Origin of the sequence: Pseudomonas sp. TWI929 (genome assembly GCF_039673335.1) — a bacterium.
Classification (GTDB): Bacteria; Pseudomonadota; Gammaproteobacteria; order Pseudomonadales; family Pseudomonadaceae; genus Aquipseudomonas.
The window spans coordinates 1-15,585 of sequence record NZ_JBDJLK010000022.1; the positions used below are offsets into that span (position 1 = coordinate 1).

At 54.4% G+C, this 15,585-nt stretch carries 17 protein-coding genes; 8 read left to right on the plus strand and 9 right to left on the minus strand.

What is annotated here, in order from left to right:
- Nucleotides 1–247: 247 nt before the first annotated feature.
- Nucleotides 248–1,159: a helix-turn-helix domain-containing protein gene (locus tag ABE456_RS11835; protein WP_346644079.1), complete on the plus strand. Its 912-nt coding sequence runs from the start codon at nucleotides 248–250 to the stop codon at nucleotides 1,157–1,159.
- 174 nt (nucleotides 1,160–1,333) lie between these two features.
- Here ABE456_RS11835 and ABE456_RS11840 read toward each other — a convergent pair whose 3' ends face one another.
- The 7 genes from ABE456_RS11840 to ABE456_RS11870 all read right to left on the minus strand — a co-directional run bounded on the left by ABE456_RS11840 (nucleotide 1,334) and on the right by ABE456_RS11870 (nucleotide 7,053).
- Complete coding sequence (locus tag ABE456_RS11840) at nucleotides 1,334–2,770, minus strand: HAMP domain-containing sensor histidine kinase (protein ID WP_346644080.1); 1,437 nt, start codon at nucleotides 2,768–2,770, stop codon at nucleotides 1,334–1,336.
- A 335-nt stretch (nucleotides 2,771–3,105) separates the two neighbouring features.
- Nucleotides 3,106–3,498, minus strand: coding sequence for an NUDIX hydrolase (locus ABE456_RS11845; RefSeq protein WP_346644081.1), 393 nt, complete (start codon nucleotides 3,496–3,498; stop codon nucleotides 3,106–3,108).
- 239 nt (nucleotides 3,499–3,737) lie between these two features.
- Nucleotides 3,738–4,439 (minus strand): arsenical resistance protein ArsH, encoded by a 702-nt coding sequence (gene arsH, locus ABE456_RS11850; protein WP_346644082.1) that lies wholly within the window; start codon nucleotides 4,437–4,439, stop codon nucleotides 3,738–3,740.
- Between the two features lie 12 nt (nucleotides 4,440–4,451).
- Nucleotides 4,452–4,922 carry an arsenate reductase ArsC gene (locus ABE456_RS11855; RefSeq protein ID WP_346644083.1) on the minus strand — a complete coding sequence of 157 codons (471 nt, stop codon included), beginning with the start codon at nucleotides 4,920–4,922 and terminating at the stop codon, nucleotides 4,452–4,454.
- 28 nt (nucleotides 4,923–4,950) lie between these two features.
- Nucleotides 4,951–6,234, minus strand: coding sequence for an arsenic transporter (locus ABE456_RS11860; RefSeq protein WP_346644084.1), 1,284 nt, complete (start codon nucleotides 6,232–6,234; stop codon nucleotides 4,951–4,953).
- Between the two features lie 21 nt (nucleotides 6,235–6,255).
- Complete coding sequence (locus tag ABE456_RS11865; protein WP_346644085.1) at nucleotides 6,256–6,603, minus strand: metalloregulator ArsR/SmtB family transcription factor; 348 nt, start codon at nucleotides 6,601–6,603, stop codon at nucleotides 6,256–6,258.
- A gap of 81 nt (nucleotides 6,604–6,684) precedes the next feature.
- Entirely contained in the window at nucleotides 6,685–7,053 is a 369-nt protein-coding gene (locus tag ABE456_RS11870; protein ID WP_346644086.1) for a hypothetical protein, read from the minus strand.
- 303 nt (nucleotides 7,054–7,356) lie between these two features.
- Here ABE456_RS11870 and ABE456_RS11875 point away from each other — a divergent pair, with 303 nt between their 5' ends.
- The gene (locus tag ABE456_RS11875) at nucleotides 7,357–7,848 is read left to right on the plus strand and encodes a GNAT family N-acetyltransferase (RefSeq protein ID WP_346644087.1); all 492 of its coding nucleotides are present in this window, start codon (nucleotides 7,357–7,359) and stop codon (nucleotides 7,846–7,848) included.
- A 47-nt stretch (nucleotides 7,849–7,895) separates the two neighbouring features.
- On the opposite strand, the gene ABE456_RS11880 is transcribed toward ABE456_RS11875, so the two are convergent.
- The gene (locus ABE456_RS11880) at nucleotides 7,896–8,348 is read right to left on the minus strand and encodes an Lrp/AsnC family transcriptional regulator (protein ID WP_346644088.1); all 453 of its coding nucleotides are present in this window, start codon (nucleotides 8,346–8,348) and stop codon (nucleotides 7,896–7,898) included.
- A 120-nt stretch (nucleotides 8,349–8,468) separates the two neighbouring features.
- Between ABE456_RS11880 and ABE456_RS11885 the strand changes: the two genes are divergently transcribed.
- The 6 genes from ABE456_RS11885 to ABE456_RS11910 all read left to right on the plus strand — a co-directional run bounded on the left by ABE456_RS11885 (nucleotide 8,469) and on the right by ABE456_RS11910 (nucleotide 15,019).
- Nucleotides 8,469–8,861, plus strand: a complete 393-nt coding sequence (locus tag ABE456_RS11885; protein WP_346644089.1) for a Rid family detoxifying hydrolase — start codon at nucleotides 8,469–8,471, stop codon at nucleotides 8,859–8,861.
- Nucleotides 8,854–9,894, plus strand: coding sequence for a PLP-dependent cysteine synthase family protein (locus ABE456_RS11890; protein ID WP_346644090.1), 1,041 nt, complete (start codon nucleotides 8,854–8,856; stop codon nucleotides 9,892–9,894). Before ABE456_RS11885 ends, ABE456_RS11890 begins: the two co-directional genes overlap by 8 nt.
- 110 nt (nucleotides 9,895–10,004) lie before the next feature.
- Nucleotides 10,005–11,432 (plus strand): Na+/H+ antiporter NhaC family protein, encoded by a 1,428-nt coding sequence (locus ABE456_RS11895; protein ID WP_346644091.1) that lies wholly within the window; start codon nucleotides 10,005–10,007, stop codon nucleotides 11,430–11,432.
- A gap of 119 nt (nucleotides 11,433–11,551) precedes the next feature.
- Nucleotides 11,552–12,505 (plus strand): MBL fold metallo-hydrolase, encoded by a 954-nt coding sequence (locus tag ABE456_RS11900; protein WP_346644092.1) that lies wholly within the window; start codon nucleotides 11,552–11,554, stop codon nucleotides 12,503–12,505.
- A 56-nt stretch (nucleotides 12,506–12,561) separates the two neighbouring features.
- A complete protein-coding gene (locus tag ABE456_RS11905; RefSeq protein ID WP_346644093.1) occupies nucleotides 12,562–14,235 on the plus strand; it encodes a TIGR01244 family sulfur transferase in 1,674 nt (557 codons plus the stop codon).
- A gap of 4 nt (nucleotides 14,236–14,239) precedes the next feature.
- Nucleotides 14,240–15,019 carry a sulfite exporter TauE/SafE family protein gene (locus ABE456_RS11910; RefSeq protein WP_346644094.1) on the plus strand — a complete coding sequence of 260 codons (780 nt, stop codon included), beginning with the start codon at nucleotides 14,240–14,242 and terminating at the stop codon, nucleotides 15,017–15,019.
- Between the two features lie 156 nt (nucleotides 15,020–15,175).
- Here ABE456_RS11910 and ABE456_RS11915 read toward each other — a convergent pair whose 3' ends face one another.
- A complete protein-coding gene (locus ABE456_RS11915) occupies nucleotides 15,176–15,571 on the minus strand; it encodes an ACT domain-containing protein (RefSeq protein ID WP_346644095.1) in 396 nt (131 codons plus the stop codon).
- Nucleotides 15,572–15,585: the final 14 nt, after the last annotated feature.

A 15,585-nucleotide genomic window follows, 5' to 3' on the forward strand; every position in this document is an offset into this window, starting at 1 on the left:
TCAAGCGCCTCCACAGCTACAACGGCTATGAAACACCGGTAGCCATGGAGGAAAAGCTCAAGATAGCGGCATGAACCTTAACCGGTGTCCAAAATTACTTGACCAGTTCAACATGGGTGAGAGCTGTTTGCAATCTAGACCATGCGACCTAAAGTGCTATAGCCGAAAAACGAAATAGCTAGGAAATTTGCGAATGCAGTCACCTGGTGTGTTTCAGCAATACAGTTACTCCGGAAGAGATCCCTCCTTGGCTTTCGATGTCGTTTATGGCGGATATTTCGAGCATCGATTGCTCTCGGCTCGGCATTCGAATATGGCTCACCAACGCCTGGTTCTAGGCGGGGCGGTGCTTGAGACTGGGAGCTATGACTTTCCAGTTGTTGCTTGCGGGGTCATGCCAAAGGAAGCGCTCTGCATCGGACTGGTTGCCGAGGGGGCGGAGGTGACGCGCTACAACGCCACGTCGGTAGAGGACGACGTAATTCAGCTTTATCCTCCCGCTGCCGAGTTGCTGTACCAGGCATCTGGAGGCTCTCGATGGATCACTTTCATACTTCCAGAGCATCTGCTGCAAGCGTCAGCGATGGCGCGATGGGGACGTCCGCTTGAGCTACCCAGACAGCACGCCAATTCTGTCAGGCTTCCTAGGGGGGGCAGGAATCGGTTGGTTCAATTGGCAGATGATGCATTCGCATTGGGACGCGAATTGAAAACAACCGGTTTTTCAGACGCGCTCGCCACCGAAATTTTCCACAGCCTGGTTGATGGCTATGCAGAGGCGCTTGGACATTCGATGGAGGTAGACCGTACGCGAATGGTTAGTGCCCAGCGACATTTGCATTTGATTTTGGCATGCGAGCGTTTGGCTTTGACCGAGGAGTTGATGAATGTGCAGCTTGACGCGATTGCTGCGCGCAGTGGCTATGGTCGACGAGCGCTGGAGCTTATTTTCAACCGGACAACTGGAATGCCACCAGGGCGATGGTTCATGAACATTCGACTGAATGGAGCGTTACGTGACCTATTGCAAGGAGCATCAGGCTGCAACATTGCCGATGTTGCCTCTCGCTGGGGATTCAGACATTTTTCCCGTTTTGCCTATCAGTATCACCGTGCTTTCGGCGAATTGCCGAGTGAAACCTTACGCCGTCAATGCTGACTCGTTGCTGCCTCAAAAGCATGGTTTCTGAATGTCAGGGTCGATAACAGCCAGTCGCGAATGACCGTTATCGACCCAGAGCAGAGATTCCGGAAATGGCCTCAGATTGAGCGCTGGCTCACACGGACAGATTGGTGAACATGCGCTTCCAACTGCCAAAGCTACTGAACGCGTCTAGCAACGAAAACGCAAGCTCACTCGGGTGCCTTGTGGTTCGAGGTTGAGCAGGGATGCCTCGCCGCCCAGATGCTCCATCACCTGCCTGACCATGACCAAGCCTATACCCATCCCTCCCTGCTTGGTTGTGTAGAAGGATTTGAACGCTGACATCTCCTGTTGCCGTGATAGGCCGGGCCCAGTGTCGTCAATGAACAACACGACCTCTACAAGGCTGGTGCGCTCCAACGACACCCGCAATTCTCCGCCTTCAGGCATCGCCTCGATCGCATTGGCCAGGACACTGTTGAGCACTTGACCTAGCAACAGCCTGTGACTGATCACATCTATCGTGCCGAAGACGTTCAACACTGTCTGAATCTGGAACTGCTGAAGCTGTGGCTCAAACCTGCTCACCGCCTCACGCGTTACGCTCACAAGATTGACGGTTTCTGCCTCACCCCGCAGAGGCCGCAGAATTTGCAGCAGATCGCTGATCCATCCGGACATCCGGTCAACCTGAGTGATGATATCAGTGATGTTCCGTACCGCCGGTTGGCTTGGCATTACCTGCGCCAGTTCGGCGCTGCTACGGATATTAGCCAAGGGATTGCGCAGGCTATGCGCCACTGCGGTAGACATTTCCACCAAGCCGCCATATGTCTTGTTCGCCACCAACTGATCCTGCTGCTCAGTCAGCAGCTTGGCCGCCCGGTAGACGATCCAGAACAGACCAAAATAGATGACCAAGCCACCGAGTGCTGTAGCTGCCCAAATCAATCTGCGCCCGCGCTCCAGCCGCTCGATCAGATCGACCGGCTCTTTGTAGATTTCCACCATCGCCAGCACCTTTCCCTGATCATCCAACAGGGGGACGTAGTTCTCGACGAAGAACATTTTGGGCGGGCGAGTGAATTGCTGCTCAGGTCTCCCGGGCTCTACCTCATCGTATCTGGCACTGACGCGACCACCTGAACTGAAGGCTGTTTCGAGTGGTCCATCATTTTCCAGCGTGCGTCCGATTAGTTGAGGGTTGGTTGACCAGATTACTTCACGCTCCGGCGAAATGATCGTGGCCAGCAAAAGGTCAGGCAGATTGGCCAAGTGATCCAGGAACTCTGATCGTGCGCGCCCACGGTTCTTTGAGGTTTCAGGTGCAAGCATGCCGTAATGCGCAGCGGACAGCACATCACCCATTTTCATACCCATCAGGTCATGGTGGCGTATTTCGCCGACCGCCATCGATTGAATGAATTGAGCCGAAAGTAATGCATCGCGCTCAAGGCTTTCGTTGACCAGAAAGCGCGTCGAATACCAGGCAAGCCCCATCGCCACCGCACCGATAATGATGAAGCTGGTGAGCGAAAAGCGCTGCATCAAGTTGAACGGTTCAGAGCGCTTGGATAGCTGCGCCCTGAAGGCCTTGATGCGCCTGCACCCCGAGAGTAATTGCATCACACCTCCTGGTATTTCGCTTCACCTTGGTTGTGCGGTAACGCAGATGACTGTTTACGGAATTTCAACAGGGTGGGTGGGGCGGCGCCGGTTTTACCCACTTTTGGGGATAGCGGCGCAGCGAGTTGGCAGAACTTCAGCCGCCCCAGATGCAATAAACCCACCGTACCTCAAGGCAGCAAATCCAATGCCAAGGCATACCAGAGCCAGGATCGGCTAGCGACGACAATTGAGCGGAGTCGGATAGGCCAATGCCGGCATTGAACTGACGGCCACAGCAGGTCGTCAGCCCCCGTCACCTGGCCATTCTCAAGGCAAGTTCGGCCTGCGTCTTACTAGGCAATCAGTGCTGGCAACTGGGTGAGCATCAATGCTGCTGCCGTAGATTTGAGCATGGATGGGCTCAGTTTTTCGCGAGGCACCCATTTGCAGGCCACAATCTCGTTACACGCAATGGGCTTCTCGCCGTCAAGGACATGGGTGGTGAAGATGTGATGAATGGTATAGCCGACCCTAATGGTACAGAGGGAAAGCAGACCTGGGACTTCAATGGATGTCTCTTCCCGCAACTCCCTGGCTGCCGCAGCCATAGGCGTTTCGCCTAGCTCAATGGCGCCGCCTGGAAAATTCCACTTGCTGCCTTTCTTCCGAACCAACAGGACTTTTCCGCTCCGAAGACAGATTATCGTGGCCCTAACCTTTAACTTTCGATCGTTTTTGTCCCACATATCCGTACTCAGCTCGCGAGGTTCGAAACCCTCTCAGGGTTGCGAGGTACCGGTTACATACCTAGAGACTTATGTTTTTGACGGCGGGTTCAATCAATGGGACACAAAAGCAATCTTGATAACCTGCTCAGAATGGCATTGAAGTTATTGGGTGTTACCGGTTATTGGCTATTTGCGGGCGGGAACTGCCACTTGTGAAAGGCAGCTATCGACATCCAGCGGACATTACGGTCATGGCCTCAGATCGAGCGCTGGTTCACGCGGGCAGATAGCTGCTCGGCGTTTTCCTTGCGCTCCGAATAACGATCCACCAGGAATTCCTGACGGTCGCGCAGCAGTACGGTGAACTTCACCAGTTCCTCCATGACATCCACCACACGATCGTAGTACGGCGAAGGCTTCATCCGCCCGGCGTCGTCAAACTCCAGGTAGGCTTTGGGCACCGAAGACTGGTTCGGGATGGTGAACATCCGCATCCAGCGGCCAAGTACACGCAACTGGTTGACCACGTTGAACGATTGCGAGCCGCCACACACCTGCATGACTGCCAGGGTCTTGCCTTGGGTGGGGCGAACCGCACCCAGTGCCAAGGGGATCCAGTCGATCTGCGCCTTGAACACCGCAGACATCGCACCATGGCGTTCTGGCGAGCACCAGACCTGGCCTTCCGACCACTGCACCAGATCACGCAGTTCCTGCACTTTGGGATGCTCGACAGGTACATCGTCAGGCAGCGGCAGGCCCGACGGATTGAAGACCCGCGTCTCGGCACCGAAGTGTTCCAGAAGGCGTGCGGCTTCTTCCGCCAGCAAGCGACTGAAAGAGCGTTCGCGGGTCGATCCATACAGCAGCAGGATGCGCGGTTTGTGCTCGCTGGAACGGGTTGCCGCTGGCGGCATATCGAACAGCGCGAGGTCGAGATTAGGCAATTGCTCAGACATGTTTCCTCCAGCTCAAAGCGTGCCGATGCGATCCAGCTCATGCTTGAGCTGCTCACGGTCGAGGTTATCGAAAGGCAGTACGAAGAAGGCCTGGCAGCGAGACTCGATGCGGGCCAGCGTGGCGCGGAATGCAGCGTCGACTGACGCCTCGTCACCGATGATGTCGGATGGATCCTCCAGCCCCCAATGCGCCTTCAGCGCAGGGCCGAAATACACCGGGCAGGCTTCGCCGGCAGCCTTGTCGCACACGGTGATGACGATGTCCGGTGGGTTGCCTTCGAACGCATCGTTGCCCTTGCTGCTCAGGCCATCAGTCGAGATGCCGGCATGCTGCAAGGTGGTCAGACTGCGGGGCAACACTTGGCCTCTCGGGAAACTGCCGGAGCTGACGGCTTCAAATCCGTAAGGCGCCAGGTGATTGAACATGGCCTCGGAAAGGATGCTGCGGCAGCTGTTGGCCGTGCACATGAACAGGACTCGCATGGGGGGCTCCTCCGCTTCGTGGCGGATGTCAGAGGCTCAGGCGCAATGCCAGGGCCGAAAGGGTGATCAACAGAACCGGCAGCGTCAGCAGGATGCCAACCTTGAAGTAGTAACCCCAGGTGATACGCATGCCTTTGCGCTCCAGCACATGCAGCCAGAGCAGCGTGGCAAGGCTGCCGATGGGGGTGATTTTCGGGCCGAGGTCGCAGCCGATGACGTTGGCGTAGATCATCGCCTCGCGCACCAGCCCTTGCGCTTCGCTGGCCTGGATCGATAAGGCGCCGATCAGCACGCTGGGCATGTTGTTCATGACCGAAGACAGCAATGCAGCGATCAACCCGGTGCCGATGGCGGCACTCCACAGCCCTTGCTGCGCAAGGCGGTCGAGCAGGTGGGTGAGCATGTCGGTGAGGCCGGCGTTCTTCAGCCCATAGACCACCAGGTACATGCCGAGAGAGAAGATCACCACCTGCCAGGGAGCTTCGCGCAGCACACGACGGGTCGAGATGCGGTGGCCACGGGCGGCGACGGCAAACAGGATCGTCGCACAGGCTGCGGCTACTGCACTGATCGGGATACCCAGTGGTTCCAGGGCGAACAGGCCGATCAGCAGCAACAGCAGCACCCAGCCACCGACGTTGAAGGTGGCGCGGTCATGAATCGCCTCGCTTGGCGTCTTCAGGGCCGCGACCGTGTACTGCCTCGGGATATCGCGGCGGAAGAACAGGAACAGCACCAGCAGGGTCGCGGCCACACTGGCGAGATTCACCGGCACCATCACCGAGGCGTATTCGGCGAAGCCCAGCTTGAAGTAGTCGGCCGAGACGATGTTCACCAGGTTGGAGACCACCAGCGGCAGGCTCGCCGTATCGGCGATGAAGCCGGCGGCCATGACAAAGGCCAGCGTCGCCGCGGGCGAAAATCGCAGCGCGAGCAGCATCGACATGACGATGGGCGTAAGGATCAGCGCCGCACCATCGTTGGCGAACAGTGCCGAGACGGCGGCACCGAGCAGCACGCAGAAGGCGAACAGGCGGTAACCGCTGCCGTTTGCCCAGCGCGCGACATGCAGCGCGGCCCATTCGAAGAAACCGGCCTCATCCAGCAGCAGGCTGATGATGATGACGGCGACGAAGGTGGCGGTGGCATTCCAGACAATGGCCCACACGGTTGGTATGTCGTGCAGCGAAACGGCACCCGCCGCCAGGGCGATGAGGGCACCGAGTGCGGCGCTCCAGCCGACTCCAAGCCCTTTGGGCTGCCAGATGACGAGAATGAGGGTGAAAACAAAGACGGCAATGGCGACCAGCATGATGATCTCGCTCGGTGATGATCAGCAGCAGGCAGCATCACGAACGGGGCGGCCGTCCATGTTCTGCAGGCGAAGGGTGTTCTCTGCCAACCATTGCGCGTTGGCTTGCAGTGTCGCCTGCAAGATCTCGTGTACCCAGGCGGGAAGCTCCGGGTTTAGGCGGTAATACACCCATTGCCCCTGGCGGCGATCCAGTAGCATGCCACAGCTGCGCAATTGCGCCAGGTGGCGGCTTATCTTGGGTTGGCTGTCGTTCAGCGCGCACATCAGTTCACAGACACATAGCTCACCGAGGCTGGCGATCAGCAGGGTGGCGCGAGCACGGGTCTCGTCGGATAGGCTTTTGAAGACATCAGGCGGGGTGAGCATGGCGGCACCAACACATATGGAAAGTCGAATATACGAATCTCCATATATAGCTTGCAAGGACTTCTGGGCTGAACGTCCGCTTCACGCCCTGAGGAAGTCAGTCAACAAATCGATGATCGTAACGTCACGGCACGCTCTTAGCAGGCGTTCGACGTCCTTCGCACCGTACCCTTCAGCTTCGATGCTCACCAACCCGTCTTTCGCATGGATCATCACACGCCGACTTTTCCGAGCCTCCACCCAGGAGATGATCGCTTTAGCTATGCCGTTCCAGGGCAACGCATCGCTCAAAGCCGAGACCATTTCTGTAAAACCTGATGCTTGTGGCCGCCCAGAGAACTGCACCACGCTGGAGTGCGGAATGGAAGCATCATCCGGTGCAGCCAGGAAAGAATCACGGCTGTGCTTGAACAGGGTGAAACGGATAGCGCTTACCGCTTGGTCGGCCATTGGGACATCACCTCAAGAAACTCATTGAGAAACACCTCATCTGTCTGTCCTGCAACAGGGACTGAAGATCGCGTGTTGGTCAGGCCGAATATTGTAGATAGATTGCCGAAATTATTTGCGGTAAATCGGTAGAGAAATCTCCGAGCCCCGCGCCTCATCCGACATCTGCATTGCTACCAAGCAGCATCATCTGAACAGGTCGTCGGAGTGCAGGCTGTGCAGCTAGGTGTGCACAGAATGCAGTACGCTCACGTTGGTTTTTTCCTATGATTGAGTCATCAGCAATCTCAGTATGGCTATGCAATGACTCAGATCACCTATCGAAATGCAGTACCTTCAGACGCCGACCGTTGCTACGAAATCGAGATCTCGGCCTACGAAGGGGATGAAGCGGCGACTCTTGAGAAGATCAAGACCCGCATCAGTCAATACCCTCAGGGATTCATCGTTATGGAAATCGATGGGTCTATTGCTGGCTTCATCAACAGCGGTTGTGCACACGTGGTACAGATGTCAGATGAAGAATTCAAGGAGCTGATTGGTCATGATCCCCACGCGGCTAACGCGGTAATCATGTCTGTAGTGATTGCGCCAAATTTCCAAGGAAATGGCTACGCGTCCCCGATGATGGCGAATTTTATCGAAGTAATGAAATTGCTTGGCAAAAAAACCATTCACCTCATGTGCAAGCAGCACCATGTTGCCCTTTACGCCCGAATGGGCTACGTCTACTGCCAGCCATCTCCATCCGATCATGGCGGCATGTCCTGGCACGAGATGATGATGACCATTTGATCTTTGGGCGAGTAACACTTGGTTGCTCGCCCGAAGATCCGCTAATCCTATAGCGGCAATACAGTACTGAGCTTGATTTGTTCCATTGCAAAGCTTGATGAAATATCACTCAATCCTTTGCAGTCTGAAATAACTCGCTTGTAAAAATGGTCGTATGCCGTTATGTCTTTGACGACGACACGCAGCAAGTAATCCCAATCTCCAGCCATACGATACAACTCCATGACCTCGGCATAATTTTTTACTGTATCAGCAAAGTGCTCCAGCCATTCCTTGTCGTGATGGCGAGTCTTGATATGGACAAAGACTGTTAGCCCTAGGCCAACTTTTGCCTGATCAAGAAGGGCTACTTTTGCCTTGATGAAACCCTGCTCTTCAAGTCTTTTTACCCGCTTCCAACATGGCGTGGTGGAAAGGTTTACGTTGTCCGCTAGATCCTTGAGGGACATTGAAACGTCACGTTGAAGATGCATAAGAATCTGTCGATCAAAGGTGTCCATCGCAGCAACCTCAGGTAGAAAATTTTTCTCATTTCGTACCATCAAGGTAGAGAATGAGCAAATTTTTTTTCAAGCTTGTAGGCTAGCATAGCTCCATAGTCATCATCCTGGAGCAAAAAAATGTCGAAGCAAATCATCAGCACTGTCGATGCCCCAGCTGCAATCGGCCCATACTCTCAGGCTGTGCTTGTTAATGGCACCCTCTATATGTCCGGGCAAATTGCACTTGACCCTAAAACCATGGAGTTGGTTGAGGGTATTGAAGCCCAGACCCGTCAGGCATTCGAAAACTTGATTGCTGTGCTGAGCGCCGCTGATATGCAAACATCTGACATTGTGAAGATGAATATTTATCTCGTAGACCTGGGTAACTTTGCACTGGTTAATGATGTCATGAAAGAACTTTTCAACGTTCCATTCCCCGCTCGTGCTGCTATCGGTGTTGCTTCGCTGCCCAAAGGCGCGCTCGTTGAGGTCGAGGCCGTTGCTGTAAAGGTATCGAGTGATGAGTAACTGGGCCGGACTAGCATTCAAGCAGATCGCCAGCGACCAGCGCCGCACTGCTGACACCCACCTGCTCAAAGTCAGCATCCCTGGCTTAGAAGGCATTGACGTCTATCTAAAAGACGAAAGCACACAGCCAACAGGCAGTCTTAAGCATCGCGTTGCTCGTTCCCTGTACATGCATGCAATTAGCAGTGGCAAAATCGTACGAGACACCCATGTCGTCGAGGCGTCTTCTGGGAACACTGCCATCTCTGAGGCTTACTTTGCAAAGCTTCTTGGACTGCCGTTCACAGCAGTTATGCCCAAGAGCACCTCGAAGTCTAAAGTCCAGATGATCGAATCTTTTGGCGGGCAATGTCACTTTGTGGAGGACGCCAGCCTTGTTTATGGAGCTGCCCGAGACCTAGCGGCGGAGTATGCTGGCCATTATATGGATCAGTTCACCTTCGCTGAGCAGGCCTCTGACTGGCGCAGCGAGGAGAGTATCGCTGCAAGCATCTTCAGGCAGATGCAGTCAGAATTACATCCTATTCCGCGAGCGGTAGTAATGAGCGCGGGAACTGGAGGTTCTGCTGCGACGCTTGGTCGCTATATTCATTACAAAGGCATGGACACAAAGCTTGTAGTCACTGACCCTGAGAACTCAGTTTTCTACGACAGTTTTATCAAAAAAGATAGAACGTTGAAAGAGCGCAATGGCTCCAGAATTGAAGGCATTGGGCGCCCGCAAGTCGAGGCTTCATTTTTGCCTGAAGTCATTGACAGCATGATCAAGGTTAAGGACCAAGCAACCCTGGCCGCTATGTATTGGTTTGAACAATTAACGGGGCGTCGGGTAGGTGCTTCGACGGGTACAAACCTGTGTGGCGTGCTCGAAGTTGCATCTCAAATGAAAGAGCGGGGAGAAACCGGCTCTATTGTGACATTGATTTGTGATGATGGTATCAGGTACGCGGATACATACTGGAACCCCGATTGGGTGGCCAGCAAATTCGGTGAGCTTACATGCGAAGAGAATTTGCTTCGTCGGTACGCCTAATTCACTGCATAGCTATTCCTGTGGGTTTTGTGCCATCTGCTGCACGTTTAAAAATGTCATACCGAAAATACTGCTTTAGCAACAATAACAATCTATGCAGGAAATGATTAATGCTACTCGAACTTGGTGCTTGGACCTTATTTCCATCAGTCATTACGATTTGCTTAGCCATTTTTACGCGGCAGGTGATCCTGTCGCTTTTGGTGGGAGTGATTTCTGGCTCACTCATTCTCGCGAATTTCGACGTTAGTAGTGGCCTTACTAATTCTGCGCAAGGCGTGATCGACGTTTTTCATTCTGACGGCGCTGCAAAGTCTATTATTTTCGGCATCATGATCGGCGGCGTTGTCCATCTCGCTCGGATCACTGGCGGAATGAATAGCATGGTCGATTTCCTGGCTCACAGGGTGAAGGTCGCTCGCGGCCCTGTAAGTACTCAGCTTTTGGCTGTACTGGTCTCATGCGTGATTTTCATCGAGAGCAACATTGCGCTGTTGACGTCAGGATCTGTTACTAGCCCGCTGGCTAAGAGGCATCGGATTGCTCGTGAGCAAATGGCCTACATCATCAAAACCGCAGGCATTTCGGTTTGGTCATCTGTGATGATCAACGGCTGGGGCGCCGTTATGATGGGAGTTATTTCGGTTCAAATCGCGAACGGCTTCATCAAGGGTGAACCGTTTGAGATTCTCGCCAAGTCGATGGTTTTCAACCTTTTCGCCTGGGCCTCCCTGCTCTTGGTTTTCTTGTCTATCTTCACCAATTTCGCCTTCCCACGCATGCGCGCAGCCCAACAGCGAGCCGCGCAAGGTATCGAGATCAGACCGGGAGCCACGCCGCTCCTGTCGCCTCAAGACGCACCTCAACGGCAAGCTGGTGAAAGCGTCTCCAACTTCCTTATCCCGTTCCTCGCCATGCTCTGTAGCGTTCCGGTTGCCCTCTACGTCACCGGAGATGGCAATTTCATGAAGGGGTCTGGTGCAACATCCGTCTTCTGGGCGGTATTGATCGGACAGGTTGCAGGCTTCGTCCACTACGTCTTTGTGAAGCGCCTCTTCAGCATTGAGGAGTACACGAAGGAACTCCTTGTCGGGTATCAGTCGATGCTCCCGATAGCCGTGGTTCTCACCTTGGCCTTCTTCATTGGGAACATCTCAGGTCAGCTCAATGTCGGTGCCTACCTTTCTCAACACCTCAACACTTTCCTCTCACCAGGACTGACCGCTGCTTTCGTTTTCGCCATTGCAGCCCTGATCTCCCTGTCTACCGGAACTTCTTGGGGCACGTTCTCCATCATGATCCCCATCGGGATTCAATTGGCAGTCGCTGCGGGTGTGGACCCCTATCTAGTGATCGGGGCCGCAATTTCTGGCTCGGTACTGGGAGATGCACTTTCTCCCATAAGCGACACCGCCATTGTCTGCGCGATGGCGACCGGAAATGACCTGATGGATCACGTCAAGACACAAATCCCATACAGCGCAACTGCGGGATTGATCGCCCTCATCGGCTACGCAGTGATTGGCAGCTTCAGCTAAAGAGCAGCTGGCGGAGGGATTGCAGAGTGCCTCCGCCTCTGCCGCTTTTTCACACTCATCACGGCGTCGCTCCTGTAGGAGCCAACACGCCAACCCTTGAGTCCTGCGGGTATATTCAAATGCTTGAAGACAATTCTGGACTTGATGGATCAGTTGAGATCGCAAAGCAGATCATCGACCGGGCTATCAAAAACCCATCGCTTCGTCCGGCAGTCAACACTTTTTTCGATGACGAGACCTTTACCGCGTCACACGTCGTCGTTGAGCCCAATAGCAGAGTGTGCGCCGTCATCGACAGCGTCCTCGACTACGATCCAGCAAGTGGTTCGACCAGAGAGTCTTCAGCTCAGAAAATTATCTCCTTCGTGGGTTCTGAAGGGCTATCGGTAGAGTGGTTACTAGAAACGCATGTTCATGCTGACCACCTATCTGCGGCCCCCCTACTTCAGGACCACCTGGGCGGGAAAATCGCCATTGGTGAGAAAATCAGCCAAGTCCAAAAGACGTTTGGAGTCCTGTTCAACGCTGGCCCTTGGTTCACGAGCGATGGAAGCCAGTTCGACCACCTACTGTCGGACGGTGAGAGATTCGAGATCGGTGGCCTTGAAGGGGTTGCGCTTCACGTCCCAGGTCACACACCTGCCTGCATGGCCTATGTGATTGGGAACGCAGTATTCGTTGGTGACACCCTCTTCATGCCCGACTACGGGACGGCCCGATGCGACTTTCCTGGGGGAGACAGCAGGACCCTGTTCCGTTCAGTTAGACGTCTGCTTTCCCTGCCAGAGCAAACGAGAGTTTTCCTGTGCCACGACTACAAGGCCCCCGGACGGGATCAGTTTGCGTGGGAATGCACTATCCATGATCAGAAGACAGCAAATGTGCATATTCATGACGGCGTTGATATGGATAGCTTTGTGAATATGCGCACCAGCCGAGACTCTACTTTAAGCACCCCCAAATTAATGCTTCCATCCGTACAAGTAAACATGTGTGGGGGTGCTCTTCCACCACCGGAAGCTAACGGCGTCCGCTACCTTAAAATCCCACTCAATTACCTAGGCAGTAAGTAAACATCATTATCCGAAAGTAAAGCGCTCTAACTATTATAATTTTTGAGGTCCCTTGCATGCATCCTACTAGTTTGGCAGACGGCGTTTTCGTGTCCGCTCAGATCACTCCTGACGATATCCCGGAAATCGTTTCACTGGGAATAAAAGTGATCATCTGCAATCGACCGAACAGGGAGGAAGCAGGTCAGCCTCTTGCGGAGGAAATTTCAGCTGCTTCCGAGCATGCAGGCATCGCATTTATTTACCAGCCCGTGGAGAGCAATAGCATCAGCGATAGTGATGTAGCAGCATTTTCAAATGTCATGAAGAATTCGCAAGGCGCTGTACTTGCATTCTGCCGCTCTGGCATGAGGTCCACCACGCTCTGGGCGCTTCATCAGGCATCCACCTGCTGTGCAAATTCAATCCTTGCCCAAGCTGGCCAGGCAGGTCACGACCTAACCGCTCTGAAAGCTCGTTTACTCTCAATCCAGCACCGCGCTGGGATCATCGAAAAGAACTTCGATGTAGTGATCATTGGTGCCGGCGCTGGCGGTTTGGCGGCTTGCGCCAGCCTGCTCAAGCGTCAAAGCAACCTCCAGGTCTGCGTCATCGACCCTGCCGAGCATCACTTTTACCAACCTGGCTGGACAATGGTCGGGGGGGGCATCTTCACCCCTGAGACCACCTGCCGGTCGATGGCATCTCTCATCCCCGAAAACGTGAGTTGGATACGTAGTGCTGCATGCTCGTTCGAGCCGCAAGATAACCGTGTCTATCTCAGCAATGGGAGCAGCGTTAGGTATCGAGCATTGATCGTTGCACCAGGTCTGAAGCTGGATTGGGCCGCCATCCCTGGGCTTGAGGAGGCTCTGGGAACAAATGGGGTGACCTCTAACTACCGTTTCGACCTTGCTCCATACACTTGGAAGCTAGTCCAGCAATTACGGAACGGCCGAGCGCTGTTCACCCAGCCTCCGATGCCGATCAAGTGCGCAGGTGCGCCGCAGAAGGCTATGTACTTGTCTGCTGACCATTGGCTTCGCAGTGGCGTGCAAAACGATATTCAGTTCCATACCGCCGGCAACGTTTTGTTCGGTGTTCCTGACTATGTCCCTGCCCTCATGGAATACATCGAGCGGTACAAGGTGGACTTGAAACTGGGGTCCACACTCACCGCCATCGACGGCCAAGCTCGCACCGCTACCTTCTCCCATCTTAAAGCTGACGGGAGTAAAGGGACTGAAACCGTTGAGTTCGACATGATCCATGTCTGCCCTCCGCAGACGGCACCTGGTTTCCTCAAGGCCAGCCCACTCGCGGCTGAAAGCGGCTGGATGGAGGTCGACCCGGACACACTCCGACATCCTCGCTATCCCAACATCTTCGGCCTTGGCGATGCGGTGAACACGAGCAACGCCAAAACTGCGGCAGCGGCACGAAAACAAGCACCAGTGATAGCTCAGAACGTCGTTGCATGCTTGGCGGGCCGTCCACCGGAGGCTAGCTACGACGGATATGGGTCGTGCCCTTTGACCGTCGAGCGCGGGAAGATTGTCCTGGCTGAGTTCTCCTATGGGGGCAAGCTGGCTCCTACCTTCCCACGCTGGTTGCTTGATGGACGGCGCCCTTCGCGTTTGGCTTGGCATTTGAAAGCCGATGCGCTTCCAAGCATCTACTGGAATGGAATGCTCAAAGGCCGTGAGTGGTTTTGCGCGCCTGACTCCCTCAAACAAATCGTGAGTGGCTAGGGAAATGCTCACTCTAAGCCTTACTCAATATGCTCTCGGGGTCATCGCCGGTTCTGCTGTTGGTGTATCGCTCGGGTTGATCGGCGGCGGGGGATCGATCCTCGCCGTACCGCTCATGATTTACCTGGTGGGCGTCGATCAGCCTCACATTGCAATCGGCACCAGTGCTTTGGCTGTCGCTACGAATGCCGGTATGAATTTGATGAACCACGCTCGGCGAGGGAACGTGAAGTGGCCTTGTGCGATGATCTTTGCGCTCGCGGGAGTGATCGGAGCGTACGTGGGCTCATCGGTTGGAAAGTTAGTCGATGGCCAGCGACTGCTCTCCATGTTCGCCGTGCTCATGCTCGTGGTCGCGGCCTTGATGGTCAAGCATAGGGCTCACCATGCACCTGCCGCTATCAGTTGCCGCCAAAGTGCCCCGAAGCTCTCCCTTATTGGCGGTGCGTCTGGGATTCTCTCGGGCTTTTTTGGTATAGGTGGCGGGTTCCTGGTTGTACCAGGATTAATAGCCGCGACCCGGATGCCAACGCTCCTGGCAGTAGGTACATCACTGGTCGCAGTAACGGGATTTGGGCTTACCACGGCTATCAACTATTCCATCTCAGGAATGGTGGATTGGCCGCTTGCCTTTGTGTTCATAGCTGGAGGTGCGTGTGGAGGCGTACTAGGCGCTCGATTGGCTGATCGCCTTTCATCAAAAAAAGGAACGCTAAACCTTATCTCCGCCGCCACGATTTCCTTAACGGCCCTCTATACGCTTTATCACAGCATCACATTATAAAGCGCTTCGACTTACCGCTTCCCCAGAAGTCTTAGTCCTCAGCTCCACATACAAGCAATGTGCATAATTTGCACATTGCTTGTCATGCCATCACCTGCAGGTCAGCGAACTGAGTTCAACAGCTGCTATCTCAATCGCTGGGCCGCACAACTGAGTTCAGCCCTTAGCTAGCGCTTCAAGAACTTCCATAGCTTTGGATGCATCTTGCTTCCCAACGAAAATATGGTCGTGGTAGAACGCGGCCACGACGTTGCAACTGATGCCAGCGTTGCCTAGCGCGGTTGCAAATGCGGCTGTCAGCCCTACAGCCTCTAGAGAGGAGTGAATGGTCAGAGTGATCCAGGACGCAATATAGTCGTATTTCAGTCCCAATGCGTCCGCCCGCTCACGCTTAAGAATCACTGTCAGCCCTTCCTGTTCACGGAAGCTGCCTACAATTTCCTCATCAGTCAGTGCTTGGAGGGATTGTGTCGTGCAAAACACATAGTCGCCCTCGTTTAGTGCTGGGCTCATTCCCTTGAGAAGCGCGTTAATAGATTTTTCCCCGGCCATCTGCGTTTTCTCCA